Raw genomic sequence first — 24,508 nt, 5'->3', positions numbered from 1 at the left:
TTTTTTAGTTTTTATCCTTTAATAGCTTTTAAAATAATCGGTTCCAGATTAGAAGGAAGGTCTGCTGATTTAATCTGGTAATTTTTGACTTTCATTTCTTTGAACCAGTTTTCCCAGTATTCTTTGATGACTGCTTCTTCGAATGGATTGCCTTTTTCAGGGTTAATTCCCAAAACAATTACTTCCAGATTATTCAGATTATCATTGGCCTTTACAAAGCCCAAATGATTTTTCTCAATTTCTGCTTTATAATCTGTTGTGGTAAGATGAAATGATTTTATTAATTTTGATGTCAGATAAGAGGTCTTCTTTTCTTGTGAAAACTTGGAATCTTCATGATACATGTAGCCGTCAGTCAGAATAAAAAGAATATTTCTTCGATCATCTTTGATACAATAATCCTTTACTTTATTTCTAAAGAACTCCCAAATGTCAGAACCAACGTATTTATCATCTTTAATGGCTGATTGATAAATATTAGAAGGCAATTCAGAATATTTTTTTTCGACAGAACTAAAATAATCTTTGCTTGTATTTTTATCAAAAGATACCTTTAGTTCTTTGGTCAGTTCGTTCATTTTTGGATCGGAAGGTTCAGGATTAAAGAAGATCTGCATCTGATCATCATAAGTGATTATTCTTTTGGATTTAATATGGTTGAGAAATCCTTTTTCAATGGTTTTGATATATTCCACATCTCTCTGAGCATATTCCATTGATGGGTTTGGGTTGGTTTTGGGATCGATTCGGTCCGATAAATCAATTAAAATGCTAACATTTAAGTTATTCAGATCAGTTTGAATACTATTTTTTCTTTCATCGGAAGAACCACTTTCAGTTTTGCAACAAGAAACAAAAGAGATGATTATTAATAAGTATATTATTTTTTTCATGGCTTTCGATTTATAAAGAAGACAGGTATACTAAATTTTGATTATCAGAATTAGCTCCTACGGTTTCCAGATTGATATTATAGGTCTCAATACAGCTTTCGATCATCGTTTGTTTCTCTGTTTTGGAAACAGCTATCTTTTCTCCAATAAAAGTAATCCAACCCTGGACATACTCTGAGGCGTATAACTTGTAATCTTTGGTTGGAATGATGACTCCATCAATAATATTCTGAAGTTCTTCAATTCTCCCACGGGTTTTAATGATTAATTCTTTTGTGGTACCTATATTTCCCAGAATTTCTTCAATTTCTTTTTTCAGGACATTGATTTTTTCTAAAAGGAAAAGCACGTTTTTTTGTCTGATTTCTTGTTCATTTTTGATTTTATCTTTTTCTTTATGCTCCTTCATAACAAAATCAAATACCAACCCCCAGATAATGTAGACAATGAATCCTGCGAAAATAATTCCCCAAAACTGTATTTTAGTAAAAGCGATTTTAATCTTAAAATCAGGGGAATTAAATGTTTTATTTAATTCATACAGTTTTGATTCGATCTCATATGCTAAAATGGAGTCGAAAACAAATGTAACTACGAATAATAGTCCAAGTTTAATATAATTCGCTGTTGTTTTATTCTCGCTGAACATGTGAATGAGAAAGCCTAGTCCAAGAAATACAAATGGAATTAAAGTGACAAAAGCTCCTTCAATAGCTCCTGCGTTCCATGCTTTACTGAATGCTTGTGCGTCCAAAACACTTTGTATCACCGTACTTTTAGCATCAAAACTTTTAAAGAAAGCGGAGTAAGAAGTTGAAATATAGAATGTGATCAAGTAAAGGCTTATAGGAATGAGAAGGAATGCGCCAATCCAGAATTTAGTGGAAGCTCCTTTTGTTGCTTTTACATTGTGTTTTTCGGGGTTTCTAGGTAAATCCAGTATTTCAGCTTTTAGGGCCTCAATTGTGTTTTGATGATTTTCGACCTCCTTGTTTTTATTTTTTAGCTGTTCTTCTTTAGTTTCCTGGGAAACAGTCAGAGCTTTGATCTCAGTTTCTCTGTTTTTTTGCTCATTGATATAAGACTCCTTAAGCTTTTGCTGTTTTTCAACCATCTCTTTTTCCTCATTTTGAAACTTTGAGTATACGGCATCAAGGCAGATTGATAGTGTGGAATGATTTCCATTTGTTCTGGAGCTGTCCCTGTAACCGGCTTCGTGATAAGTTCTTTTTCTGCTTTCTTCAGGAGATTCTGTTTCTACTTTAGAGTCGGTGTCTTTGGGAGCTTCCTGTTTGGGTGTTTCAATTGGAACTGATTTCAGTTTGAATAAATTTTTTATGCTGATGGTGTCCATAGTGTTTTAGTTTTTTAATTCGTATAAAATGTCACTTTTATTCTTTCCGATTTTTACTGCTTCGATAAGGTAATCAACAATATCTGTTACATTCTCTTCCAGAAAACCGAACATAAGTACATACTTTTCCATAGCGGAATACTCGTTTGGAGAGACGACGCCGTCTGCCCATATCATCACAGTGAGATCATATAGGTAATCAACTTTCTCCTCAATGGTTTGTGGGACCAGAGATTTAAAATTGATAGGATTCAGCAGAATATCATCCAGATTTTTTGAAGATATTCCTCTTTCTTCAGCACATTTGTAAAGCATTTTCAGCTCAAGAGCACTGAAATCATCATCACAAATAGCCATTTGATAAAGCCTTAAGAAGTGAGCTTTGAGATTTTCAGTTATTTGATTGTTTTCCATTGGTTGGTTCTTCTTTGGTCTTTTTAGGATTAATAATGATATCTCGTGAAGGAGATCTTACTTGTCTATTATGTTCTGGAATTTCTTCGGTAGTTTCTTCTTCCTTTTTAAAATCCAGTTTTTCAGCAAACGTTATAAGGAGAAAAAGGATTCCTGTAATGGTATCAATAGGGATCCATATACTTTTTCTATATAAATAAATGGGAAAAACCGGATTAAAAATGATCAGTATTACTATGAATATTGCTCCCCAGTTGTATTGCTTATTGTTCAAAAAACTATAGATGATAATCAGTGCTCCAACAGAGACTAAAACCCGGAGAAAGGTGTAATATTCAATAGGGAGTCTAAAAACACCTACAAAACAACATATTGCACAGAAGGTGAGAAATGGTTTCATTTTTTTAGTTTTTAGAATCCTGTAGTAAGGTTGTACTTGTAATTGAAACTATTTTCAGACATGAAAATGAAAACGATGAAGTCAATAAAGGCAATGAGTGCCGGGATAAAAGTCCAGCAGAATAAAAGATAGAATATTCCTAATGTATTTTGACCTAAGTAAAATCTGTGAATGCCCAATCCCCCTAAAAAGAGAGCGAGCATGGCTGTGGTAAATTTTGATTTCATAATTTCTAAACTCTTGATAAGATTTCATTCTTTTTTTCTTCAAACTCTTCCTGGGAAATAATTCCGGTTTCTACTAAGCCTTTTAATTTTTGTAAAATGGCAAAGGGATCTTCATCTTCTATCAACAAAGGTTGATGTTGTTGTTGGAATTGATGTGGTTGGGCAATAATAGGTGTCGTGTTATTTACAGTTACTCCTCCTCCAGCAGAAGCTCTTCTTGTTTCTAAATCTTTTTCTCTTCTCACACTTCTCATTTGTTCTTCAATTTCCTGAGCGTATTGATAGAGTTTTCTTGCTTGTGCTTTTGGTAAATAGTCCATCATATTGATTAGGTTTCCTACAGTTTTCATAATGAAAGTAGCCCCAAGAATACCTTCTTTAATATGACAGTCTGCAACATCTACCCAACTGTAATCCTGAAAATCCATTGATAAACCGAAATTTTTGGGTCTACAAAAAATAACTCTCCTGTTGGTAAGAGCAATACAGTCAGGAGATAAATTAAAAGCCGGCTTTTTTTGAACGGCAATATATTCAACAAACTCTTGTGAAGTAAGAAGGCTATTAATTTTTTCAAGGAGCTTTTCAACAGCTTTAGGATCCTGTTCTTCGTTTAAAAATTGTTTTAAATTCATAGATATTTGGTTTTAGTTATTTCACATTTCTATAATATACATATCCTATTTTTCCTGATTTCTGTACTTTCACTTTATACCAAGAATCCTGTTTTGAAAGCTGAATCAGCTTTTCATTTTTAGGAACAGTTTCTATTATTTTGGATTGAATAGAAGGTTTTTCATATAGGTAGGTAATTGCAGTTCCTGCTATGTATCTGCCAGAATTGATATTGATTTCATTCACAAAAACTGAAGGAGCTTTGGTAGATTTACCTCTTTTTGAAGAATAAGAATCATTATTTCCTAGTCTTTTATGTTTATCTTTCTTTGAAGAAGATTTTTTTCCGGAGGATTCTCCTTTACAAACACCACAGCTTCCACCACCTCCTGCACAATGTCCGCAACCGGAACAATTTGAACAAGCTGTACAATAGGTAGACCCCGTACATCTTCCATCGTGCCCAATATTATCGTTTGCCTTAAAACAAGAATGTAAAAGAAAAATGATGATTGGGATTATAATAAGTAAAAACAGCTTTTTCATCAGTTATAATTTTCAAGTGTTTTGTGAAGTTCATTTCTGAAATTGTAGATTTCATCGAGAGTACCTAATAAAATCTTTTCTCCGGAATCTTTCCCGTTATGAAATAGCTCCAGGTATTTATTTGAGGTATTAAAATGTAGTCTGCAAAGAGGTTTCCTATTGTTGTCATCGAATAAAATTCCAAAATAGGATAGAGTATCCCGATAAGCAATTCTTGATGATTCGACTTTTTCTCGCAGGATAGCCTTTACAATTTGAAACCCTTCCAGTTCTTCTTCGGTTGTTACAATTTTAGAATCATTGTTTTCATCAATAGATTGTGGTGTTCTTACAACCTCATCCCTTTTTTCAATCTGTTCGTTAATACTCAATGCAGATTTGAGCCTGAAACTTATGGATTCATTGATTGATGTTGTCAAAGCTTTCTTTGTGTACTCTTTGAAGGAGATCATTCTGTTCGCGGTTAAAGGTTTTTCGAAAAAACGATTGACTAGCAGCCTAACCAACTCATCAGAGGGATTTTCGATTTCTTTCTCAAATTCTCTCCGGATTGCTTTGATATACTTTAATGCTTCAGCAGAATCTAAAATGCTTTCCAGATTGTAGTCTTTTTTGGTAAAGCTTTCGAGAATTTTAATCGAACTGTCTTTGAGATCTTCAATGTTGATGGTAAAAAAAGGCTTTTCATCCATAATATTAGGCTTCTCCAGATCGGTATAAAAATTATATACAATCCCATTGGTAAGCACTCCAAACCGGGTTTTTGAAACATGATAGTATCTGTGGAGCTGCGAATTGTGCGCATCTGCACTTTCTTTCCAATGCTTACATTCAATGATAAAAATAGGATTGTCGTTGTGTCTTATTACATAGTCTACTTTTTCTCCTTTTTTGGTTCCGATGTCACAAATATGCTCAGGAACCACTTCGGTAGGATTAAATATATCATAACCTAAAATCTGGATAAACGGCATAACAAAAGCATTTTTGGTAGCTTCTTCCGTATTGATCTGGTCTTTCAATCCTACTACTTTCTGATGCAGCTGCTCTAGTTTTATTTTAAGATCCATTGCTTTTAGTTTTTAAGGGTTTCATCAATAATTTCTGCGGTTGGAGCGTTGGATTTTACAGAGTGAATTCCATTTTCCATTGCTGTCTTTGAGCTGTAGAGCTGGCTTTTTCCAATGATCTCCCCATTTCTGGCTTTTAGCACGAAATAATCTTTACCATTTACAGCCTCTCTTCTGTCATATCTGGAATCCTCCTTTGAATTGATTCTTACAGACTCTATTCCTTTATGACAGGAGGCTTTCTGAACATAGCCTTCGCTGGTCAGGATAATTTCTCCGTTTCCAGCCTTAAGATTGAATTGATACTCATTGTTTATTCTCTGAGTAATTACAAATTTTCCCATGATTGTTTTTTATTTAACATTCCAAAAGTATAACCCTTTCAAAACCAATCCTTACGGGAATCCGTAAAACGGGCAAAAAACAAAAAAACCTTTCAAAAAAATGAAAGGCTATATTAAATCGGGATGGAAAATTTGTTTTTTAAATAATTCCGATGTCTTTGCAAAATGCAACCAGTTGTTCGTTGCTGGTTACCTCAAGATCTTCTTTTAAGCTGTTCAATTTTTTTTCAACACTGCTTAAACTGTTAGGCTTTATGTTTTTTTCCTGTAGGAGATCAGGAATGTTTTTTTGCAGAACCCCTTTTGAAAGAAGGGAAACGAGTGTAATTTCATACGCAGAAAACTCATAACTATTTAGTTTTTTTATTTCCTGCTTTAAATCAAGAGACAGATAATTTTCATTAATGTAAACAGATGCAATTGATTTTTTCAGCTCTTTGGAATCGTTTCTTGCTTTACGAACATATCCATTGATATGATAGTCTTTGAAAAGAGAATCGATGATTCCGGATTTGTGTTCGGCGGAAAAGACAATGACTTTAAGGGAAGGCTGAAGTGCCTTTATTTGTTGGATAAGATCTCTTCCGTCTTTAATGTTTTGCTGCCGGTGATCTTCTTCATAATACAAATCAGTGATCAACAGGTCGTAAGGTTCATTTTCCCGAATGGATTTATGAACCTTTGCCAATGCATCATCACAGTAATATACATAATCAACATTCGGAATGTTGAGGTCTTCCAGTGTTTTTTGTACCGAAAGATTAATACTTTCATGGTCTTCAGCGATTAAAATTTTTTTGAACATTCTTTTTAGTTTTTAGGAAACAGGAAATGAAATGTTGATCTTCAATCCTTTTTCGGTTTTGGTGTCAAAAATAATTTCTCCTTCGATTGTTTCTATACGGGAAACCGTAGACGACAGCCCATTTTTATATATAATATTTCCGGGAATGCCAATTCCATTATCGGTATAGTAAATTTTGATCAGTTCATTTTCCCTTTCAAATCTGAAAACCACCCGGTCTGCCCGGCTATGTTTTTTCATATTTACGAGTAATTCACGTACAATCTGGTATACTTCTGTCAGGGTTGATTCTTGTAATCCCTTCCATATGCTTGCATCGTTTCCGGCAAGATAGGTTTTTACAGTATCATTATTAAAGGAGCCTATAAGTTCCGATATTTTTTCATTAAAATTCTTCTCATTATTAGTAAGATCGGTCTTTTCATAGGAGATATCCCTTGATTTTTCATAAACAAATTCCAATTCATCAAGTGCCTCGTCTTTGCTAAAGCTTTCCTGGTTTTCAATCTTGGTCATCACCTGATAGATACCGTTTGCTACTACATCGTGTACTTTTTTGGAGAGTTTAAGTTGAGTGTTTTTTACTTCTAGCTCTTTTTCTTGTTCAAGTTGTTTTTGTCTCTTCTTATATAACAAGACAACTACAATAAATACCGCAACAAATGTTGCTAAAACTAGAGAAAGTGTTAATAGTTGATTTTCTTTTTCAGCTTTTTCGGCCTTTACTTTTGTGTTTTCATATTTTATAAAAGCAAATTTATTTGTGTAATCATTACGACTTGTTTGTATACTATCAGATAGTTTCTTATATATTTGAAAATGTCGGATTGTATTTACCGGCCTATCAACATAAATTATCTTTTCCATAGCTTCTAATCTATCTTCTGGGCTTTTATTTTTTTTAGCTATTTCTAGCATTTTATTTGCATAATAAAGGGATTTTTCTGGGTTGTTTTTTTTATTAATTTCAGCTAAATGTGAGTAGCTTGAATTAGCACCCCAAAAGTCATTATTTTCTAATTTAAGCTTAAGTATTTTCTCTATACTATTTTGAGCCTCTGCATTATTACTATTATTATCAAGCCATTTTATATATTCAATATTATCTTTGATTCTATTTTTTAAGTTTAAATTTGAAAGGCTTGATAAATCTATTTTTTGTAAAATATCTAATGCTTGTTTATATTTTCCTAATTTGTACTCCGCCACAGATTTATTATTCAATATACTTAATCTTTTTTCTTCTGATTCAATCATGACTGAAAGAGCTTTTTCATACCATTGAATTGCTTGAAAATACTGGTTTTGATTTAACTTTAAATTACCCATCGTATCATATAGTGCATAAAGGCTCTCATCGTCGTCCTTCATCATTTTTAGAGCTTCTACTAATGTAGATTCAGCACCTAAAAAATCACCTCTATTTTTTTGAGCGTTTGCTTGAACAATCAAACTTTTAGAAATATTAGAAAAATCATTTTCCTTGCTATAATAGCCTATTGCTTCCTGGAGTTTTAAATAAGATTTAACGTCATTTTTTTCAAGAAGGTTAACACCCTCTTCGTATAACTTATCAGCTTTTGCTGTGTTACTATTTGTTTCAAGTGTATCCCTGCATGAAGCAATGAGACATAAAGAAAAAAGGGAAAATAATAAATTTCGTATCATTTTACTAAAATAGAAAAAACCACTCTATAAAAGAGTGGTTATAATCTTATTTTTTGGGAGGAAGAGTTGTACCTGTTTCTCCTCCTGTATCACCTTCTGATCCTCCTGGATCTGTTCCTCCAATAGGATCCGTAGCTCCTCCTAGTGTTATAATTTGGTTTCCGTTATTGTTTGGACATGTTGTCGTGTTTGCATTATTATTTGAAAATGCTAATCCCAGTAGCATCAATATTAGTTGTAACATTGTTGTAAAAATTTTGAAGTTGAAATTGTTTTTCTTCCTCTCGCAGATGTATATATCACGAGCTGTACACAGTTAAAATTTCGAAGCGCTTCTTATTTTTTAAGGGAAGTAGAACCTTCAAAAACGGAAGAGAAACATCCGCTTCCCAACCCGGAGTTTTCTTCCGTTTTATCTGGTGATTTAGAAATCAGTTTTGTATTTTTGTTATTGTAATGTTTTGTTTGTCACTGATTTCTGGAGCAAATATCCAACAATGAAGAAAGTGAGTGTTAGAAAGTTTTTGGAAAGTTTCTGGAAAGTTTTAGTACGGAAAACCGTAAGGTTTTTAGTTGTAAACTGTTTAATTTTTCAAAAAATTGTTATATGGCAAAATTTTTATCGGAGAGAAAAAAACTGTTGGAAGATGTCTTCGAAAAAGCGTCAAAAGAAGCAGTAGAAACATCATTTAATGGAATCTTGCTACATCTTGAGCAAATTTTAAAGGATGAATTTGAGCCGCTGAGCTATAAGTCTTTTGAAAATTATTATAAAGCAATAGTTGAAAAAGAAGAAGAGTATAATATAAAAAGACCGGTTTTGGATAACCTAAGTAAATATCTTGGGTATGATACATTTAAAGATTATTGTTCCGAATGGAAAACAATTGAGTATTCTATTCAACATGCAATTTCAAAAATTGTAATTACAATTATTAATAAGCCAATTTTTACAATGCCAGATTTTATTAAGAAAAATGGACCTGGAATTGTAGAAATGGCATTCGTTATTTTTCTGGTTACAGGAGGGGTTATTTTTTCAAATAATAAGAAATATGATGATGAGCTGACAGGTTCTTTAGGGATTATATCTGAAGGAAAACTAGATATAGAAAAAAAATATATGTATTGGGACGGAGATAGATATATTGCCACAGATAGCAGTGATCTTGGTCCTCAAGTGAAAGTGGTTGCAATGAATCCACATGATTTTAGATATTTTAAGCGGATCAATAGACCTGATACACTTAATGTTGATAATAGCTTAGGTAAAGTATGGTATGATAAAAGTAAAAATCATGTAGAATTTTTTACAAGTTATGGGAAACATCCTAAAAATGAAAAAGCTTTAAAAGATGTTTCTGAAGGAATATTAGAGAATTATGCAGGTCAAAATGCTAAATTGGAAGAATGAATTTTTTTCACAATTATTTAAAATTCCCTTAAATCAATTCCAAAAATAATCTTCTAATTTTCGGGTTATTTTTACCATGTTAAAAAAAGGAATTTTCTCCATTTTACTTATTGCTTTTACTTGCTTATCTGCCCAACAAAATCCGGTGCAGATTGCTTTTCTTTCGGATGTGCATTTTCAGGATGTATATGGAAGTTTTTCGGATCATGATTTTAAAGGAATTGTTAATCCTAAAACGGGAAAAGCTACCATTTTGAGGACAATGGATGCTCAATTGCATTCCACACGAGTTTTTAATGAAAATTATTTTGCCTTCCTGAAAGCGGTGGATGATATTGCTGTGAAAGGAATTAAGATTGTTGCTATGCCCGGCGATTTTTCGGATGACGGGCAAGCGTACAATATACGTGGGTTGCAACGGATTCTGAGGACGTATCATGAAAAGTATGGGATTAATTTTTACATAACAACGGGAAATCATGATCCTGTCGGACCATTTTATCAGGATGGAGGGAAAGATGATTTTTTAGGAAGCGATGGAAATGCATTGGGGATTTACAGTAATAAAACCCTGTCAAAAAATAAAAGGAATATTATTACGAAGGACATTGCAGAATCGGGGTATCTCGAGATTTTGAATGAACTTAAAGATTTCGGTTTTTACCCGCAAAAAGGGAATCTGTATTGGAGTACTCCTTTTGCCAGCTATTCTTATTCCGGCTACTCCTATGATCATGCAATGAAATGTGCCAATTACCCTAACAGGATGTATGAAGTCTCCAAAGGATTTTCAGTCCCTGACTTAAGCTATGTGGTAGAACCGGTAAATGGTGTTTGGATGATGGCTATTGATGGCAACACTTATATTCCCAAGAATCTCAATAAAGGCTCGGATGATCCCGGAAATTATAACGGAGCAAGTATAGGATATAATAATGTTCTGACGCATAAAAAGCATTTGATCCAATGGGTAAAGAAAATTGCAGAAGAAGCTGAAAGAAATGGTAAAACTCTGATTGCCTTTACCCATTACCCGATGATCGATTTTAATGACGGGGCAACAGATGAGATCAAAAATCTTTTAGGAGAGAAAAAATGGCAGCTGGAAAGGGTTCCGGAAGAAGAAGTAGCCAAAGACTTTGCAGATGCCGGGTTGCAGATTCATTTTGCAGGACACATGCATATCAATGATACGGGGATACGGAAAATAGGGGATAAGATGCTGGTGAATATACAGGTTCCTTCTCTTGCAGCCTATTTACCAGGTTATAAAGTGCTTACCATTCATTCACAGGATGTAATGGAAGTAAGGACAGAAGTTTTACATGAAGTTCCTCGTTTTGATGAGTTGTTTCCTTTATACGAAAAGGAATACAAAGCATTGCAAAAAATTCCGGGGAAGCTCCTGTGGAATAAAGAAATCCTGAAAACAAAATCCTACCATGATTTCATGTTATTTCATCTTAAGGAATTGGTTCGCCTTCGGATGATCCCGGATGACTGGCCAAAGGATTTTATTGAAAAAGGGAAATCCTTATCAGGGAAAGAGTTGCTTTTGCTTTCTGAGGGTTCAAAATATACATTGCCTAAAAATATCAATATACATTCGTTCAAAAAATGGAATCTTGAGGATCTGTTGTTCGACCTGTATAAATTCCAGTCTGCTGATGAACTTGCACGAAAGGATATTTCGAAGGAAAGATGGATGCAATATCAGGTTCTGGTAAAATCTTTTGAGCAAAATCAGTCGAAGGATCCTTTTATATTAAAGCTAAAGTCTGTCTTCAGAATCTTATCCCTGCTTTCAAACGGAGATCCGGCTGATCATTTTGAAATTGATTTGAAAAAGCAATCAGTAAAAAAACTGTAGAGGAATCTTACGTTGAATGACTAAATCGTGCTTCTCAAACCTTCGTTATTAAAAGATCTTTTAAAATAAAAAGAAAGCAACCTTATGCTAAGACTGCTTTTCTTTGATATGAATGTGAACGTGTGTAATTATTGTCCGTTTACCGGATTTTTTCTTTCATAAGTATTGTTTTCAAAACTTACCTTATAATCTGATTTAAAAAGACTGCTGGGTAAGTAATAATCTGTTGAAATTATTTGTGCCCCGCTTGCTTTGGCTTTTTCAAACCTTGAATAATCCCCGGCTCTCGCTTCCATAGTATCTGCATCTGCCCTGGTGCGGATAATGTATCCTTTTAGTACGAGTTCCCGGATTTCAGGACCGGGATCATTCCTGAACAATACTGCAGCTTCCGGGGTTCCGGGTACTGAATTAGTGAATATCATTCTTCCCGATAAAGAAGCGTGTCCCTTGATATAGAGATCCCTGTTTTCTCCGTCGTTATCCAGCACAAAAAGAAACTTTCCTTTGGCATTTTTTACGGTCGGCCAGTTCTTGTGAAGGACTGCTTCGTTCAATGTGGTATAGGATCCGCGAATATCATCCGGGGTGATGATCTTGTTTTTACCGAGGTACTTTTTAAGCTCGTTATCAAGGTCATCGAATAATTGGCTTGTATAGTGCTCCGGTTCGGTTCCGAATGTGTTGGCTCTGCCATCTTTAGGTTCCAGGGTAATGAATATAGGGTCGTGATCAGGGTGTGCATCGGACCATTTTTTAAGATCCTTTAAACACTCTTCAAGTGTGTAATACCAGGTCTGATAATCAATATCCGTAATATGGATCATTTTGTATCCCGGCTTTTTCATTTTCCCTTCCGGATCAAAAGGTTGTTTTGTTTTGACAAGATCTAAAATTTTCGGGTGGGCATATTTTCCGCCTTTGCTGTCTGCATACACATCAAGTTCGAGGTTCCGTAATCCTAAATCCAGCTGTTCCGGGATCGCGATATGCTCGTATTGAATTTTAGGCAGGGAATGTAATGAATCTTTTTTTGCCAGAAAATCATAAACCTCAGGAAGGATTGCTTTCTTATAGCTGTTATGGGAGCCGATCACCTGGATTTCATTCATCTTTACATTATCCAGATTCTGTCTCTGTGCCCATAGCAAAAAATAGGGCGATAAGGATAACAGAAAAACGGCAGCCTTTTTCATAATAACTCAAATTTTGTCATGGCGAAATTAGCGACTCTTGTCCTTAGATAATTTATATATTATGTTAATAAATTTTTAAGATTATGTAAATACGGTAAAAGATACTGTTTGTAAGACTCTGAAAGTTAAAACGATATTATTTTCTCATTTTGGGATATTTATATTTTGTTGATCTTAAGATAATATTATGTTAAAATAGTTTTTGGGGAAATGAATTTACTTTGTATGCCGAAAATAAGCTGTGAAAAGAGTTAAAAAAAAACCACTGTTGCGGGAACAACAGCGGCTTTTTACTAAGCAAATGTTTATTACAATTTACTTAATGATATGTACCACAAAATTAATTTTTTTAAATTTAAAAAGCTAATTCCAATAGCGTTAATCTTTCTGGTGGCCAATCAGGCCAATGCAGAGGGGTTTACGACCATTAGCCCTGTTTACTCGCAGGTAAATGAGACGATTTCCGGAGTTGTTCTGGATCAGGAGGGATCACCGGTTGAGGGGGCAAAAATTATGGTTGTAGAAACGGGAGCCACAGCCATCTCAGATGCTTCAGGAAATTTTAGCATTTCTGCTTCTATCGGACAAACATTATCAGTCTCTTATGATGGTTATGAAGTTCAGAAGATAAAGATCGACGGAACTTCTGTTTCTGTACGGTTAAAATCCAAAAAAGCAGCAACTTCTATCGAAGAGGTAACTTTAGTAGGTTATGGATCCCAGAAAAAATCTGATTTAACAGGAGCTGTCAGCCAGTTGAAGGCTGAAAACTTCAAAGAAGGAATGAACATTTCTGTGGATAACCTGATGCAGGGAAAGATTGCCGGTGTTCGTATAGTTCAGTCAAGCGGTGAACCGGGGGCCGTAGTGAACGTGTCTATTCGTGGGATTGGTTCAATAAGGAGTGGTAGTACTCCTTTATTTGTTGTAGATGGTGTTCCTTTAAGTAATGATGCGGTGAGTGCAACAAGCCCGAATGTAGGTTTAGGAAATGCACAGGCAAAAAATCCGTTAAACTTTCTGAATACCAGTGATATCGAATCAATCACCGTCTTAAAAGATGCTTCGGCTGCTGCCATTTATGGAGCCCGGGGATCGAACGGAGTTGTTTTGGTCACCACGAAAAGAGGAAAGAGAGGAGAACCTATGTTTACCTATGATACCTATCTTGGTTTTTCTTCTGTTATTAAGAAGCTGGATCTGCTAACGGCAGATCAGTACAGAGCTGCCGGAGTTGATAAGCTTTATGATCACGGAGGAAATACGGATTGGCAGGATGAGATCTATAGAAACGCGGTGTCTCAGAATCACTCGGTATCATTTTCAAAAGCTACGGAAACAGGAAATTATTTTGCTTCCATTTCTCACATGGATCAGGACGGTATTGTTCTCAACAGTGGTTTTAAAAGAACAACTGCCCGTCTGAATGCAGAAGAGTCTTTTTTTGACAATAAAAGGCTAAAGGTTAAAGTAAACCTTACGGCAAGTGACATCAGGGAAACAGGAATCCCGAACGGAGGTAATGCAGGATCGGATGGTCAAGTCATTATTCATGCCCTGATGGCGAACCCAACCCGTTCTGTTTATGATCAAAACGGGAACTTCACTAATTTTAATATGAACGCTCATTATAATCCATTATATCTGTTAAGTGTTTATAATGACAAGACCAATACCTTCAGGGTTTTAGGAAATACAGAGGCAACTTTAAGGATCTTGCCGGGATTGAATTATAAATTCAATTTAGGGATCGATAAAACAATGTCGGAGAGAAACACCACTATGTATCCGAATATTACCGACAGAACTCCCAAAGGAATGTATGTTCAGGCCAATCTTGATTCTTATAATATTCTGTTGGAACATTACTTAACCTATGATCTTAGTTTAAATAAGCATAATTTCAGTTTGCTGGGAGGTTTTTCATATCAGAAATTCAAATCTACAGGAACTTATTTCGGAGTAAAGGATATTGCTGCTCAGGGAGCGGGAATTGCACCGGAAATTAATCCGGGATATTCAGGAACGGCATTTATTCCCGGAGCGGGATATGCGCAGGAAAATGAATTGCAGTCCTATTTCGGAAGGGTAAATTATAATTTTGATAAAAAGTATTTACTAACAGCTTCATTACGAGCAGACGGTTCCACTCGTTTTGGTAAAAATAATAAATACGGATATTTCCCTTCATTTGCGGTGGGGTGGACGGTTTCCAATGAAAATTTCTTAAAGGACTCTCAGATCATCAATGAATTAAAATTAAGAGGTAGCTGGGGACAAACCGGTAACCAGGAAGTTCCGAACAAAATTACACAAGCGAGTTCTTCATTAACACAAGCTGCGGGATATTATCTGTATGATAACTTAAATCTGATCAACGGAGTGGCCATCAACAGAACGGTAAATCCTGACCTGAAATGGGAAGTTGTGGAGCAGACCAATATTGGGACAGATTTCAGTTTATGGAAAAATAAATTGTACGGATCATTGGAATATTATCATAAGACGACGAAAGATCCTATTTTAAATATTCCTTCAAGACCTTTGAGCCCAACAAGCACTGTTTGGAAGAATGTTGATGCGCAGATTGTCAATAAAGGTTTTGAATTCAGCTTAGGTTCAGAGATCATCAAAAATGAAAATTTTACATGGAACCTTGATGTGAACGGGGCGACAGTGAACAATGTTGTAAAAAATCTTCCGGTATCAGCGATTTACTCCGGTGAAGTTTCGGGACCGGGGCTTTCCGGGGTAACGGCGAATATTTACAAAAACGGGTATGAGGCGGGTTCTTTCTATATGTTGAATTATCTCGGTGTTGATGCCAACGGAAAATATATCTATGAAGATATTAACGGGGACGGAAGAATCGATCAGAATGACAGAAAAATTTTCGAAGGAGCTATACCCAATTTTACCTTCGGGATCAATTCTTATATGAAATACAAGCGATTTGATTTTGCATTCTCTTTCATCGGACAAACCGGAGGCTATCTCGTTAATAATACGGCGCTTGACCTGAATATCAATAACCTAGCCTCAGACAGGAACGTTTTGAAAAATTTCTACGATTCGGGAGTAAGTTTCACCAATCAGCCCCAATTGTCCTCTTTGTATCTTGAAAAATCCGATTTCCTTCGTTTGAACAACGTAAGGCTAGGATATACTTTCGACATGGGACAACTGAAATTTTTAAAGAGCATTAATCTCTACGTAAGCGCACAAAATTTATTTACCATCACCAGTTATTCGGGATATGATCCTCTTGTTGATACGAACAAACAAGTAGGAGGGAACCAGTCTCTGGGAATCGACTATACAACATATCCGTCTGCCAAAACATTCATTTTGGGGGCAACTGTTAAATTTTAATTTGAGTTAAAGAAATCATGAGATCTAATTTTTTAAATATTAATAAAATAATTTTATCCATTGCTGCAATGGCCTTAATGGGATGTACAAATCTGGATGAAAAAGTAATCGATGAGGTCCTGGGTTCTGAAGTTGCAGATCCAGAGGCTGCTTTGGCTGCTGCTTACAGCCAGCTTGGTGAAGGAACTTTTGTAGACCATGGAAGTGTTTTTGCATTGCAGGAATATTCTACAGATGAGGCCATTCTTCCTACGAGAGGAAGTGACTGGGGAGACGGAGGAAAGTGGAGAGCTATGCACGAATTTACTTGGGATGCCAACAGTGACGTGGTTAAAACGACATGGAACCAGCTGAACTTCGGGATTACCAAATCTTTAACGGCAATATCGAGCGCTAACAAAAGTACAGGAGCCAATAAAGCATTATTTTTAGCAGAAGCAAAAGGATTATTGGCATATTATACTTATACAACCATCGATTTATTTGGACAAGCTCCTTATAGGGATCCGGATAATATCAATGCCCCGATTGTGATCAGAAAGGCAGATACTACAATTGATGCTTTAATCACTGAAGTAACAGGGCTTATTCCCAATTTAGCAGATATTAAAACTCAGAATACCCATGCAGGAAGGTTTACAAAGCAAGCAGCCTATGCACTTTTAGCAGATATGTACCTGAACAGGGCGGTTTTAAAAAACAAAACGGCAGGTACTTTCAATTTTACAGAGCAGGCTGTAAATGGGGGAGGAAATGATATGGATAAAGTGATTGAATATTGTAACTTGTTGATTAATAATCCCAACTTTAGCTTAGAGTCTAATTATTTTCACAATTTTGATATCAATAATGATACGAGCAAGGAGATGATCTTTACTATTGTTCAGAAAAAAATAGCCAGTTCAGACAAGGGTTCGGATAACGATTTAGCGTATATGTCAATGGAAAGGAGCCAGAAGCCTTCACCGGATAACAGAGGAACAAATGCATCATGTGTCACTCCTGAATTCTATTACTCATGGAACGGGAATCATGATGACCCCCGTTTTCAAAGAACCTATCAGTATGAAGACGGAACATGGTTCAGAAATGACGGAACTGATGTGAGCGTGCCTTCAACAAGTAAAGTGGAAGGAACAGGAAAACCATGGTTTCATTTTAACAGAGGACTGCAGGTGGGTCAGCAATATGGGCCTAAAATTCTTCAAAATGGAAATTTCGATATGACCGCAGATGGAAGAATTAAAGTATTTAAGTTGTTTACAGAAAAAAACACAACGCTTGCTGCAGATTTCACTCCTGAACTGAATTTTGATAACCCTTCTGAGGCTGTATTTACGCAGGCGCAGATCAACAGAGGAGTAAGAAATTTCAAATTTGAATTTGATCCGGGCTATGGAAACAACGGAACAAGCGGAATGGACGTCCCATTATACAGATTGGGAACAATCTATATGATGCGTGCAGAAGCCTATTTCAGAAATGGAAATATAGCAGCAGCGTTAGCCGATGTTAATAAATTAAGAACCAGCAGGACCCGCGAATCTTTATACAATAATGCTCCGGGTGTTGCGATTGCTTCTCTTGATGCAAATACTTTATTTAAAGAGTCCGGCTATGAACTGTATTGGGAGATGTACAGAAGGAAAGCGATGATAAGATTTGGGAAATTCGATCTTCCGGGAACGGCTAAGTCAGCGTCCCAACCTTACAGAAGAATTTTCCCGATTCCTCAGGCAACACTTGATGCATCAAATGATTTTACACAGAATCCGGGCTACTAGTTTTTCTCATATAAATGATTATTTTCTGCAAAGAAAAGCGAAGAGATTATTCTCTTCGCTTTATTTTTTTATTCAGCATTCAACATGTTCAGTTCTCCGAAATGTTTTTTGAATTTTTGAATTTTAGGGCCTACCACAGCACTGCAATAAGGTTGTGTAGGATTTTCATTGTAATACCCCTGGTGGTATTGCTCAGCAGGCCAGAACTTATCGAATTTCGTTAATTCGGTAACATATTCTCCGGACCATCTCCCTGATGCTTCAGATACCCTGATGGCTTCTTCTGCTTTTTGCTTTTCCGCATCATCTTTATAGTAAATAACAGAACGGTATTGTGTTCCGATGTCATTTCCCTGTCTGTTAAGCTGTGTAGGATCATGAAGGAAAAAGAATACATCCATCAATTGTTCGTATGAAATGATCTTAGGATCATAAGTGATCTGTACTACTTCTGCATGACCTGTATTTCCTGTACATACTTCTTCGTAGGTCGGATTCTCTTTATGTCCTCCTGAATAGCCTGAAATTGCAGATTTTACACCCTTTAGCATGTTGAAACAGCTTTCTACACACCAGAAGCATCCACCGCCGAAAGTAATCTGTTCTAAATTATTGTTATCCATTGTAGGTTGATTGTTTGAATTACCTGTTTCTTTATCTATCCTATACTATAAAGGATATCAAAAAGCTAATCAAAAATATGAAAAACTTTTTCATTTTTTACGGGAACTGTCATGAGAATTTGTACATATTGCTCGTGATTTGCAGCGAGCCGAAAATCAAATATTCCGGATAATATAAGACAAAATAAAAAGCACCCTTAAAGGATGCTTGATTATATCTTTAAATAGCGTCAGGTTATTTTTCCCAAACCAAGGCACTTGCCCCCAAAATAGCAGCATCCGCTTCATCAAGTTCGCTGAAAACCAATTTAACTTTATTTCTGAAAATCGAAAGAAGGTTTCTTTCCATATGAAGTTTTGCAGGTTTCAGGATAAAATCTCCGGCTTTAATAACTCCACCAAATAAAAGAATCGCCTCAGGAGATGAGAACATAACAAAATTAGCCAATGCCTCCCCTAATTTCTGTCCCGTGTATCTGAATACTTCGATAGCAATAGGATCTCCTTTTAGTGCACATTCATGAACCGTTTTAGAATTGATCGCCTCTTCAGGATACTGGTTCAACAGGGATTCAGGAAATTCAGCCCTCATTTTTTTAGCAGTGATTGCAATTCCTGTGGCGGAGGCATACGCCTCAAGACTTCCTTCAGAACCGGTACTCCAATGCTTTCTTCCTCCCGGTTTCACAATAGTATGTCCGAGTTCACCGGCAAAACCATCATGTCCGTAGATCAGCTTTCCACTGGCTACGATACCGCTTCCTACGCCTGTCCCTAAAGTGATCATGATAAAATCTTTCATTCCTCTTGCTGCTCCGAAAAGCATTTCACCATAAGCTGCAGCATTAGCATCATTGGTAATGGTACAAGGCAGATTGAATTTGGCTGTCATTAATTCAGCAAAAGGAACAACTCCCTTCCAGGGAAGATTGGGAGCCTGCTCTATGGTTCCGGTGTAATAGTTCCCGTTAGGAGCACCTACACCAATGCCATCGAAATTTTTTTCATTGCCGTACTTTTCAATCAGAGGGTGAACCTTTTCATGCAGGGCTTCGATAAAATCTTCAACCTTTTCATATTCATCCGTTCTCAGATGCCCTTTTTCAAGAACCTCTCCTCTGTGGTTTACCACTCCAAACTTTGTATTGGTACCACCAATATCAATTCCTATGGCAACATGTTTTGATAAATCTATTAATGACATTTTCTATTCTAATAATTCTAAAGGGTTAAAATTATAAAAAAGATTGTATTAATGGATTATTAACGAAGAATTTATTAAAAAAAGTTTTCAGGCCGTTTTGGGTGTTTTCTTTTTTCTTCTTCCCCACCATACGAGGAAGCCAGTCACTGGTAATGAGGCACATATGAGACTTACAACAAAGGCAATAATTTTTGTAGGAAACCCCAATATGGATCCGACGTGGATATCATAATTTGCTCCCACTACTTTTTCTCCGAAATTTTTGTCTTTAGGATCGTGAGTGTGAAGAAGTTCACCTGAGTTTTCATCAAAAATTAAGCTGCTGCTTTTATGATAAGAATAGGATAGGTGCTTTACGTATACTTCAAAATTAGGATGCTCGTGATCATCCATATGTTCGTGACCGAGATCTATAGAAAAACCAAAGGAATCCGGATATTTCTCTTTAACAGTATTGCTTATTTTATCGAGTGTGGTTTCTGTTCTCTGCTCTATCGGGGCCTTTGTCTTGATATGGGAAAAATCAGGATAAACAGTACTTCCTCCTGAAAAGATCACATAGATTGCTGCCTGAACAAAAAAGAAGGCATAAAATAAACCGGTAATAGAGAATATTAAAGCGAAAACGGAGGCGTAAAAACCTAATACATTGTGAAGATCATAGTTCTTTCTCTTCCAGCTTTTGATATTTTTCCATTTGAAAGAAAAACGTTGTTTCCTCGCCGCTTTATTTTTAGGCCACCACAGTACGATCCCCGTAATCAGCATGATGACGAATATAATAACGGGAATCCCAACAAGGTATTTTCCCCAGTCCTGTTTCAGTAAAAAGCTCCAGTGGATCATTTTTACGATCTGGAAGAATCCGTTTTTTTCGTCATACGTTCTTAAAACTTTTCCGGTGTAAGGATTTACGTAGGCCGCTTTATAGACAGGATATTCGTCAAAGTAATTCCAGGCATCGGTGTTGTGTTCGTACCAATAGAAAATGTATGACATCTTCTTATCAACAGGAATGTTAACCCAGTGAACCGGATATTTCTCTTTTACCTGTTCAGTAACTGATTTTTCCAGCACCCTGATCGGCAGGATCTGTTTTTGATCTATATTTTGCTCGTTATGATAGATAACATCTTTTCGGGTAACGTTTTCAATCTCATCCTTAAAAACATATAATGCTCCGGTGATGGAAATAATGAAAATTAAAAAACCGATTCCCAGCCCAAACCACAAATGCAGTTTAGCAGACCACTTTTTAAAAAATCCCGGCTTTTTTTTATGGTGATGTTTCTTCTTCATATCGTAACAGAAAGTCGTGCAAAGATAACACTTAACTTTTATTTAGATTAATTAAAATTTATATTCGATCATGAAAGTTCCTCTCATTCCTAAAGAATTGATGAAGTCACTATCTCTTGCAGACCACCATGCGATAGAAGGTTGGTAGAGTTTATTGAAAAGGTTTTCTATTCCTAAAGAAACTTTCCAGTTATTATTGACTTCATAGCTGGACTTAAAATTGAAAACAGTGTAATCCGGAACCCGACCTTCACCGTAAGCATATAATCCTGTTTTTGTATTAGGCTCGAACCTGTCCTGTTTAAAGGCGTGAAGCATATCAAGTCCTAAAGATAATGCCTTCACAGGCCTTACCTGAACATAAGCCAGGACCTTCGGAGCAGAAATTCTGCTGTTGTTGATTTTTGCAGAATAATCCCCGTCATTTTTTATAGAAGTAATGCCTTCCATCCAGCTGTAGCTTCCACCGAAATTAATCCATCGGGTAGGCGTGAAATGTAAAAATCCTTCTACTCCATATACCACTTCGGGAGACCTTTGAATGGTTAAAGCACGGTCCGGGCTCTGAACAAATGAAGCTCCTAATTTTGAGGTACTTACATAAGATGTAATTTCGTAATTGATCCATTTGGAAATCTGACCTGTGGCACCCAATTCATAATTGTTAACAATAATAGGTTTGGTTTCAAGGTTTTGTATAGTTCCTTCCGTAGATGTCCTGAGGATCCGGCCCAGTTCATTAATGGAATAGGCTTGTGAAAAGCTTCCGAATAAATTGATATAATCTTCAATATTATAACGCACCCCAATGTTCCCTACAAAGGCGTTGTACTTTAAGTCTCCCCCGGTAACAAAAATACTTTTTGTGAATGTGCCGTCATTTTTAATGGATGAGAGAGTATTGAAATCTCCTACCTTAACTTTTATATTCTCATAACGGACACCACCTTTAATGGTAAGCTTTTTTAAGAGATCTATTTTGATAAGCGCAAAAGGAGCAATATTGGTCATGTCCATGTCCGGAGTCCAGTAACGGCCATCTTCAAGCTTCTGTACGGTTTGATCATTAAGTATATCAACTCCGTAAATAACTTCTGCCTGGGAGTTTTTCGTATTCCACAATTGAGTATCAAGATTAATACGGGCACCTTTTTTCTTGGAAATAACGTTGGACTGCCCTCCGTTCAGGAATGTATCACTGTATCCGTACACTGTTCTGAAGTCCTGATAATAAAGGTTTACATTTAATGATGTCCCATCAAACAGGTTTTTATTATCGTAGCTTAATTTATAGTTATGGTTTCTTGGTGTCCCCTGTGGAGTAGTTTCAAGATTTTTCCCCCTTCCTTCACCGATTGTTGGAGTAACTCCGTATTTTCCGGTTTTTAATCCTAAATCCAGATCTGATTTCGAAGCATATCCTAAATATGAAGCCTCAATTCTTTGATTAGGGGTCAAGTTATATCCCAGTTTCAGCATTCCGTTGTAATTGTCCATTTTTGCCGTACTGTAGGTAGGGCTGAGGTTTACACCGTCAGCATCCTTCAGGTATCCCGTTCTTTCGTAAGCCAATGAGGCCACATAATCAAATTTGTCTGTGATCTTTCCGGATAAAAGCTGGCTTGCCCTGAATCCTAATGTCCCGCCATAAGGCTGACCTGTAATTCCGATCTGTGAAAGACCTGAAATCTTTTGATCCGCTCTGCTTCTTTTGGTAATATAATTAATGATACCTCCGTCCGCTCCGTTTCCATATATGGACGAAGCACCTTTAATAACCTCGATCCTTTCAATAACCGACGGATCAATAGATCTTATATCCCTTGCTCCGTTTCTAAGTGGAGTAGACTGAGGAACCCCGTCAATAAGTACCAATACCTGGCGGCCTCGGAGGGTTTGTCCTGAATTGGAAGTTTGTCCCGAACTTGGTCCCAAACTCGGAACAGTATATTGAAGGATACTGGTAATATCCGAATTAACCGTCAATTGAGATTGTACCTGCTTTTCCCCGACAATGGTAATAGAGCTAGGAACTTCCTTGATATTTTCTTTTTTTCTTGAAGCTGTAAGTACAACTTCTTCAACATTCCTGGTTTGTAGTGTATCTTTAACTTGTGCAAAAGCAGTCACTGTTCCCAGACATGCTACTGATAAAAAAGCTTTTTTCATTATATTTTTTTCCCTTGTTTCTTTCTTTTTCCCCACCATACCAGAAATCCGGTGACAGGTAATGATGTGCAGATAAGCCCTGCAATAAACCAAATGATCTTTCCCGCCAGGCCGAAATAAGAACCTGTATGGATGTCATAGTTGGCATTGGAATATTTCTCTGCAGCAGATAAATTCTGATGAGGTCGGTTTGCCAATAGTTTTCCGGAGTACTTATCGAATATCAGAACATTTCTTTCGCTGTACCTTCCGTCCTGCTGATAAATGGTTACCGGAATGTTCTTCAGTTCTTTTCCTTTTTTATTCTTTCCGTTCAGAGGAATTCTGAAACTTGAAGAAGACGCATATATTTTTCTCGTTTCATTGGCTGCCAGATCAAAAACTCTATTGTTTTTTGCCAGTAGCGAATCCGGAGACTTGGGTTGCTTTTCTTTTGGAAGTTCAAATGATCCGGATAAAGTGAAATTGAAGGCATTTTTAACGTAAGGGTAGGTAAAGTAAATACCGGTAATCGCCATAAGTAAAGCAATAAACGAGGAATAAAACCCCAGAACATTGTGGAGGTCATAGTTTTTCCGTTTCCAGGTTTTTACATTTTTCCAGTTAAACCAGAAGCGCCCTTTTCTTGCTTTTTTATTTTGAGGCCACCATAATACAATTCCTGTGATCAGCATTACAATAAAAAGAACCACCGGAATTCCCACCACATATTTTCCCCAATCCGATTTCAGAAGAAGACTCCAGTGAATATATTTTAAAATGGTAAAGACATCATATTTTTCATCATAAACAGCCAGGATTTCACCGGTATACTGGTTAACAAAAACCTGCTTATTGATCAATACTTCCTGAAAATAATTCCATCCCTTTTTCCCTTTTTTATAGTATAAAAATCCATAAGATTTTCCTTTATCCATTGGGATCTCAACAGAACTCAAAGGATATTTTTCATTAAGTTCCAATGTTACTTTTTCACGGAGAAGACCAATTGGTAAAGGTTGTTCCCGGATGGTTTCTCTTTTGAGTTCTATAGCATCTTTTCGGATTATATTCTGGATTTCATCCTTAAAAACATATAAAGTTCCGGAAAGGGAAACAATGAATACGATCAAACCCACAGATAAGCCGAACCACAAATGCAGCTGGGCAGACCACTTTTTTGTAGCGGATGGTTTCTTCTTATGATGATGTTTTTTACGCATAGAAAAAAGTTAACCGGAAAAAAACCGATTAACCTTTAT

Annotated in this window: 22 protein-coding genes; 4 read left to right on the top strand and 18 right to left on the bottom strand. The window is 36.2% G+C overall.

Features of this window, described 5'->3' with window-relative positions; translation table 11 throughout:
- Positions 1-11: 11 nt before the first annotated feature.
- The 12 genes from G9C87_RS12305 to G9C87_RS12250 form a co-directional block, all read right to left on the bottom strand.
- Positions 12-893, bottom strand: coding sequence for a hypothetical protein (locus tag G9C87_RS12305; protein ID WP_172281523.1), 882 nt, complete (start codon positions 891-893; stop codon positions 12-14).
- Positions 894-903: 10 nt separating this feature from the next.
- A complete protein-coding gene (locus tag G9C87_RS12300) occupies positions 904-2,247 on the bottom strand; it encodes a beta-carotene 15,15'-monooxygenase (RefSeq protein ID WP_172281521.1) in 1,344 nt (447 codons plus the stop codon).
- A gap of 6 nt (positions 2,248-2,253) precedes the next feature.
- The gene (locus G9C87_RS12295; protein ID WP_172281519.1) at positions 2,254-2,661 is read right to left on the bottom strand and encodes a hypothetical protein; all 408 of its coding nucleotides are present in this window, start codon (positions 2,659-2,661) and stop codon (positions 2,254-2,256) included.
- The gene (locus G9C87_RS12290) at positions 2,639-3,061 is read right to left on the bottom strand and encodes a DUF6804 family protein (protein ID WP_172281517.1); all 423 of its coding nucleotides are present in this window, start codon (positions 3,059-3,061) and stop codon (positions 2,639-2,641) included. Before G9C87_RS12290 ends, G9C87_RS12295 begins: the two co-directional genes overlap by 23 nt.
- A gap of 11 nt (positions 3,062-3,072) precedes the next feature.
- Complete coding sequence (locus G9C87_RS12285) at positions 3,073-3,288, bottom strand: TM2 domain-containing protein (RefSeq protein ID WP_172281515.1); 216 nt, start codon at positions 3,286-3,288, stop codon at positions 3,073-3,075.
- Between the two features lie 5 nt (positions 3,289-3,293).
- Complete coding sequence (locus G9C87_RS12280) at positions 3,294-3,923, bottom strand: PH domain-containing protein (protein ID WP_172281513.1); 630 nt, start codon at positions 3,921-3,923, stop codon at positions 3,294-3,296.
- A 16-nt stretch (positions 3,924-3,939) separates the two neighbouring features.
- Complete coding sequence (locus G9C87_RS12275) at positions 3,940-4,449, bottom strand: SH3 domain-containing protein (RefSeq protein ID WP_172281511.1); 510 nt, start codon at positions 4,447-4,449, stop codon at positions 3,940-3,942.
- A complete protein-coding gene (locus G9C87_RS12270) occupies positions 4,449-5,519 on the bottom strand; it encodes a type I restriction endonuclease (RefSeq protein WP_172281509.1) in 1,071 nt (356 codons plus the stop codon). The genes G9C87_RS12275 and G9C87_RS12270 overlap by 1 nt, the downstream gene beginning before the upstream one ends.
- Before the next feature lie 5 nt (positions 5,520-5,524).
- On the bottom strand, positions 5,525-5,863 hold the full coding sequence (locus G9C87_RS12265; RefSeq protein ID WP_172281507.1) for a YegP family protein: 339 nt from the start codon (positions 5,861-5,863) through the stop codon (positions 5,525-5,527).
- 139 nt (positions 5,864-6,002) lie between these two features.
- Positions 6,003-6,668, bottom strand: coding sequence for a response regulator (locus tag G9C87_RS12260; RefSeq protein WP_172281505.1), 666 nt, complete (start codon positions 6,666-6,668; stop codon positions 6,003-6,005).
- A 12-nt stretch (positions 6,669-6,680) separates the two neighbouring features.
- Complete coding sequence (locus tag G9C87_RS12255; protein WP_172281503.1) at positions 6,681-8,336, bottom strand: tetratricopeptide repeat-containing sensor histidine kinase; 1,656 nt, start codon at positions 8,334-8,336, stop codon at positions 6,681-6,683.
- 46 nt (positions 8,337-8,382) lie between these two features.
- Positions 8,383-8,580 carry a hypothetical protein gene (locus G9C87_RS12250; RefSeq protein ID WP_172281501.1) on the bottom strand — a complete coding sequence of 66 codons (198 nt, stop codon included), beginning with the start codon at positions 8,578-8,580 and terminating at the stop codon, positions 8,383-8,385.
- 363 nt (positions 8,581-8,943) lie between these two features.
- On the opposite strand from G9C87_RS12250, the gene G9C87_RS12245 reads away from it, so the two are divergent.
- Together G9C87_RS12245 and G9C87_RS12240 are read left to right on the top strand one after the other, a co-directional pair.
- Positions 8,944-9,750: a hypothetical protein gene (locus G9C87_RS12245; RefSeq protein ID WP_172281499.1), complete on the top strand. Its 807-nt coding sequence runs from the start codon at positions 8,944-8,946 to the stop codon at positions 9,748-9,750.
- Between the two features lie 76 nt (positions 9,751-9,826).
- On the top strand, positions 9,827-11,620 hold the full coding sequence (locus G9C87_RS12240) for a metallophosphoesterase family protein (protein ID WP_172281497.1): 1,794 nt from the start codon (positions 9,827-9,829) through the stop codon (positions 11,618-11,620).
- A 128-nt stretch (positions 11,621-11,748) separates the two neighbouring features.
- Here G9C87_RS12240 and G9C87_RS12235 read toward each other — a convergent pair whose 3' ends face one another.
- The gene (locus G9C87_RS12235; protein WP_172281495.1) at positions 11,749-12,816 is read right to left on the bottom strand and encodes a phosphatidylinositol-specific phospholipase C1-like protein; all 1,068 of its coding nucleotides are present in this window, start codon (positions 12,814-12,816) and stop codon (positions 11,749-11,751) included.
- Between the two features lie 327 nt (positions 12,817-13,143).
- Here G9C87_RS12235 and G9C87_RS12230 point away from each other — a divergent pair, with 327 nt between their 5' ends.
- Entirely contained in the window at positions 13,144-16,188 is a 3,045-nt protein-coding gene (locus G9C87_RS12230; RefSeq protein ID WP_172281493.1) for a SusC/RagA family TonB-linked outer membrane protein, read from the top strand.
- Positions 16,189-16,205: 17 nt separating this feature from the next.
- Entirely contained in the window at positions 16,206-17,972 is a 1,767-nt protein-coding gene (locus G9C87_RS12225) for a RagB/SusD family nutrient uptake outer membrane protein (protein ID WP_172281491.1), read from the top strand.
- 68 nt (positions 17,973-18,040) lie between these two features.
- On the opposite strand, the gene msrA is transcribed toward G9C87_RS12225, so the two are convergent.
- From msrA to G9C87_RS12200, 5 genes are all read right to left on the bottom strand, one after another.
- Positions 18,041-18,595: a peptide-methionine (S)-S-oxide reductase MsrA gene (gene msrA / locus G9C87_RS12220; protein WP_172281489.1), complete on the bottom strand. Its 555-nt coding sequence runs from the start codon at positions 18,593-18,595 to the stop codon at positions 18,041-18,043.
- Between the two features lie 235 nt (positions 18,596-18,830).
- Positions 18,831-19,799, bottom strand: a complete 969-nt coding sequence (locus tag G9C87_RS12215) for an ROK family protein (protein WP_172281487.1) — start codon at positions 19,797-19,799, stop codon at positions 18,831-18,833.
- 87 nt (positions 19,800-19,886) lie between these two features.
- Positions 19,887-21,098, bottom strand: a complete 1,212-nt coding sequence (locus G9C87_RS12210) for a PepSY-associated TM helix domain-containing protein (RefSeq protein WP_172281485.1) — start codon at positions 21,096-21,098, stop codon at positions 19,887-19,889.
- A gap of 51 nt (positions 21,099-21,149) precedes the next feature.
- Complete coding sequence (locus G9C87_RS12205) at positions 21,150-23,267, bottom strand: TonB-dependent receptor (RefSeq protein WP_172281483.1); 2,118 nt, start codon at positions 23,265-23,267, stop codon at positions 21,150-21,152.
- Positions 23,267-24,469 (bottom strand): PepSY-associated TM helix domain-containing protein, encoded by a 1,203-nt coding sequence (locus G9C87_RS12200; protein ID WP_172281481.1) that lies wholly within the window; start codon positions 24,467-24,469, stop codon positions 23,267-23,269. Before G9C87_RS12200 ends, G9C87_RS12205 begins: the two co-directional genes overlap by 1 nt.
- Between the last annotated feature and the right edge of the window lie 39 nt (positions 24,470-24,508).

Source organism: Chryseobacterium sp. LAM-KRS1 (assembly GCF_013184525.1).
Taxonomy (GTDB): Bacteria; Bacteroidota; Bacteroidia; order Flavobacteriales; family Weeksellaceae; genus Chryseobacterium; species Chryseobacterium proteolyticum.
This window is presented reverse-complemented; position numbering and strand designations above follow the sequence as displayed.

What these genes read in the sequence shown, in the direction of transcription:
- G9C87_RS12305 (WP_172281523.1), bottom strand. Translation starts at nt 893, where the DNA reads ATGAAAAAAATAATATACTTATTAATAATCATCTCTTTTGTTTCTTGT.
- G9C87_RS12300 (WP_172281521.1), bottom strand. Translation starts at nt 2,247, where the DNA reads ATGGACACCATCAGCATAAAAAATTTATTCAAACTGAAATCAGTTCCA.
- G9C87_RS12295 (WP_172281519.1), bottom strand. Translation starts at nt 2,661, where the DNA reads ATGGAAAACAATCAAATAACTGAAAATCTCAAAGCTCACTTCTTAAGG.
- G9C87_RS12290 (WP_172281517.1), bottom strand. Translation starts at nt 3,061, where the DNA reads ATGAAACCATTTCTCACCTTCTGTGCAATATGTTGTTTTGTAGGTGTT.
- G9C87_RS12285 (WP_172281515.1), bottom strand. Translation starts at nt 3,288, where the DNA reads ATGAAATCAAAATTTACCACAGCCATGCTCGCTCTCTTTTTAGGGGGA.
- G9C87_RS12280 (WP_172281513.1), bottom strand. Translation starts at nt 3,923, where the DNA reads ATGAATTTAAAACAATTTTTAAACGAAGAACAGGATCCTAAAGCTGTT.
- G9C87_RS12275 (WP_172281511.1), bottom strand. Translation starts at nt 4,449, where the DNA reads ATGAAAAAGCTGTTTTTACTTATTATAATCCCAATCATCATTTTTCTT.
- G9C87_RS12270 (WP_172281509.1), bottom strand. Translation starts at nt 5,519, where the DNA reads ATGGATCTTAAAATAAAACTAGAGCAGCTGCATCAGAAAGTAGTAGGA.
- G9C87_RS12265 (WP_172281507.1), bottom strand. Translation starts at nt 5,863, where the DNA reads ATGGGAAAATTTGTAATTACTCAGAGAATAAACAATGAGTATCAATTC.
- G9C87_RS12260 (WP_172281505.1), bottom strand. Translation starts at nt 6,668, where the DNA reads ATGTTCAAAAAAATTTTAATCGCTGAAGACCATGAAAGTATTAATCTT.
- G9C87_RS12255 (WP_172281503.1), bottom strand. Translation starts at nt 8,336, where the DNA reads ATGATACGAAATTTATTATTTTCCCTTTTTTCTTTATGTCTCATTGCT.
- G9C87_RS12250 (WP_172281501.1), bottom strand. Translation starts at nt 8,580, where the DNA reads ATGTTACAACTAATATTGATGCTACTGGGATTAGCATTTTCAAATAAT.
- G9C87_RS12245 (WP_172281499.1), top strand. Translation starts at nt 8,944, where the DNA reads ATGGCAAAATTTTTATCGGAGAGAAAAAAACTGTTGGAAGATGTCTTC.
- G9C87_RS12240 (WP_172281497.1), top strand. Translation starts at nt 9,827, where the DNA reads ATGTTAAAAAAAGGAATTTTCTCCATTTTACTTATTGCTTTTACTTGC.
- G9C87_RS12235 (WP_172281495.1), bottom strand. Translation starts at nt 12,816, where the DNA reads ATGAAAAAGGCTGCCGTTTTTCTGTTATCCTTATCGCCCTATTTTTTG.
- G9C87_RS12230 (WP_172281493.1), top strand. Translation starts at nt 13,144, where the DNA reads ATGTACCACAAAATTAATTTTTTTAAATTTAAAAAGCTAATTCCAATA.
- G9C87_RS12225 (WP_172281491.1), top strand. Translation starts at nt 16,206, where the DNA reads ATGAGATCTAATTTTTTAAATATTAATAAAATAATTTTATCCATTGCT.
- msrA (WP_172281489.1), bottom strand. Translation starts at nt 18,595, where the DNA reads ATGGATAACAATAATTTAGAACAGATTACTTTCGGCGGTGGATGCTTC.
- G9C87_RS12215 (WP_172281487.1), bottom strand. Translation starts at nt 19,799, where the DNA reads ATGTCATTAATAGATTTATCAAAACATGTTGCCATAGGAATTGATATT.
- G9C87_RS12210 (WP_172281485.1), bottom strand. Translation starts at nt 21,098, where the DNA reads ATGAAGAAGAAACATCACCATAAAAAAAAGCCGGGATTTTTTAAAAAG.
- G9C87_RS12205 (WP_172281483.1), bottom strand. Translation starts at nt 23,267, where the DNA reads ATGAAAAAAGCTTTTTTATCAGTAGCATGTCTGGGAACAGTGACTGCT.
- G9C87_RS12200 (WP_172281481.1), bottom strand. Translation starts at nt 24,469, where the DNA reads ATGCGTAAAAAACATCATCATAAGAAGAAACCATCCGCTACAAAAAAG.